Here is a 2,149-nt window from a genome sequence, read left to right on the forward strand (position 1 = left end):
CGGGCGAAGCGGCCCCGGCGAAACCGTTCGCCGGGGCTTTTCGTCGTCTCATCGGGCCGGGGCGGCGGGCGAGACGCTCCAGATCACATCGCCGACGTCGTCGGCCACCAGCAGGGCCCCGCGCCCGTCGAACTGGACCCCGACCGGCCGGCCCATGGCCTGGTCCCGGTCGGTTCATGGAAAGCTACTACGGCCCGATCGTGAACGGGCGGGTCGAGCCGGCCAATCCCGGTTCAGGTCGCGCGGCGGCCGTGACCCGCGGGAAGGAATATGGCTCCGCGGCGCGCTCCGCCCTTGAGGCGCGGCCCGCCGGCGCATATCTGCGGGCGGCCCAGGGAGGGGCGCGCATGCGGCCTGTGATCTCCATCGAAGGTCTGACCAAGACCTACAAGTCCGGCCTCCAGGCCCTCAGGCCGATCGACCTGACCATCCGCAAGGGCGAGATCTTCGCCCTGCTCGGCCCCAACGGGGCGGGCAAGACGACGCTGATCTCGATCATCTGCGGCATCGTCACCCCGACGACCGGATCGGTGACCGTCGACGGCCACGACATCCGCGCCGACTATCGCGCCGCGCGGTCGAAGATCGGCCTGGTGCCGCAGGAACTGACCACCGACGCCTTCGAATCGGTGCTGGCCACGGTGACCTTCAGCCGGGGCCTGTTCGGCAAGCCGCCCAACCCGGCCTACATCGAGAGCGTGCTGCGCGCACTGTCGCTGTGGGACAGGCGCGACGCCCGGATCAGGACCCTGTCGGGCGGCATGAAGCGGCGGCTGCTGATCGCCAAGGCGCTGAGCCACGAGCCCGACATCCTGTTCCTCGACGAGCCCACCGCCGGCGTCGACGTCGAGCTGCGCCGCGACATGTGGAACCTGGTCCGCCGCCTGCGCGACCAGGGCGTGACCATCATCCTGACCACCCACTATATCGAGGAGGCCGAGGAGATGGCCGACCGGGTCGGGGTGATCCTCAGGGGCGAGCTGATCCTGGTCGAGGACAAGGCCGCCCTGATGAAGAAGCTGGGCAAGAAGACCCTGACCCTCAACCTCCAGGATCCGCTGCGGGAGACGCCGCCGGAACTGGCGGAATGGAACCTGGTGCTCAGGGACGAGGGCCACGAGCTCGAATACGTCTTCGACTCCAACCTCGAGAAGACCGGCGTGCCGTCGCTGCTGCGCAGGCTCAGCGACCTCGGCATCGCCTTCAAGGACCTGAACACCCGCCAGAGCTCGCTCGAGGACATCTTCGTCAGCCTCGTCCACCGCGATCCGGGAGCGGCCGCATGAGCCTGACCTTCAACGGCCATGGCGTCTGGGCCATCTACCGCTTCGAAATGGCCCGGGCGATGCGCACCATCTGGCAGTCGCTGGTCACGCCGGTGATCACCACGGCGCTGTATTTCGTGGTCTTCGGCTCCGCCATCGGCAGCCGCATGACCGAGATCGACGGGGTGGCCTACGGGGCCTTCATCGTGCCGGGCCTGATCATGCTCAGCCTGTTCACCCAGTCGATCTTCAACGCCTCGTTCGGCATCTACTTCCCGAAATTCACCGGCACCATCTACGAACTGCTGTCCGCGCCGGTGTCGCCGCTCGAGATCGTCATCGCCTATGTCGGGGCGGCGGCCACCAAGTCGGCGGCGCTGGGCCTGATCATCCTCGCCACCGCCGCCTTCTTCGTGCCGCTGCGCATCCTGCATCCGGTCGAGATGCTGGCCTTCCTGATCCTGATCTCGACCACCTTCAGCCTGTTCGGCTTCATCATCGGCGTCTGGGCCAACGGCTTCGAACAGCTGCAGATGATCCCGATGCTGGTGGTCACGCCGCTGACCTTCCTCGGCGGCTCCTTCTATTCGATCGACATGCTGCCGGAGGCCTGGCGCACCGTGACCCTGTTCAATCCGGTGGTCTATCTGATCTCCGGCTTCCGCTGGACCTTTTACGGCAGCGGCGACGTCGGCATCGGCGTCAGCCTGGCGGCGACCCTCGGCTTCCTGCTGGCCTGCCTGGCCGTGGTCGGCTGGATCTTCAGGACCGGCTACCGGTTGAAGAACTAGCCTGATCGGTTGAGGCGGACTCGCTTCGCGATTCCGCCGATGCCGTGAATCAGGCTCCAGTCTAAGGCTGGAGCGAAGATCCGGGTTTGGACG

At 67.0% G+C, this 2,149-nt stretch carries 2 protein-coding genes; both read left to right on the top strand.

The window, feature by feature from the left end; translation table 11 throughout:
* Positions 1–347 precede the first annotated feature (347 nt).
* The gene (locus tag Q0588_RS08575) at positions 348–1,286 is read left to right on the top strand and encodes an ABC transporter ATP-binding protein (RefSeq protein ID WP_298745530.1); all 939 of its coding nucleotides are present in this window, start codon (positions 348–350) and stop codon (positions 1,284–1,286) included.
* Positions 1,283–2,056, top strand: coding sequence for an ABC transporter permease (locus tag Q0588_RS08580; protein WP_298745531.1), 774 nt, complete (start codon positions 1,283–1,285; stop codon positions 2,054–2,056). Before Q0588_RS08575 ends, Q0588_RS08580 begins: the two co-directional genes overlap by 4 nt.
* The last annotated feature ends 93 nt before the right edge of the window (positions 2,057–2,149 follow it).

Origin of the sequence: uncultured Brevundimonas sp., assembly GCF_937870815.1 — a bacterium.
Taxonomy (GTDB): domain Bacteria; phylum Pseudomonadota; class Alphaproteobacteria; order Caulobacterales; family Caulobacteraceae; genus Brevundimonas.

Excerpts from the sequence above, each read along its gene's own strand:
- Q0588_RS08580 (WP_298745531.1), top strand. The coding sequence starts at position 1,283 with ATGAGCCTGACCTTCAACGGCCATGGCGTCTGGGCCATCTACCGCTTC.
- Q0588_RS08575 (WP_298745530.1), top strand. The coding sequence starts at position 348 with ATGCGGCCTGTGATCTCCATCGAAGGTCTGACCAAGACCTACAAGTCC.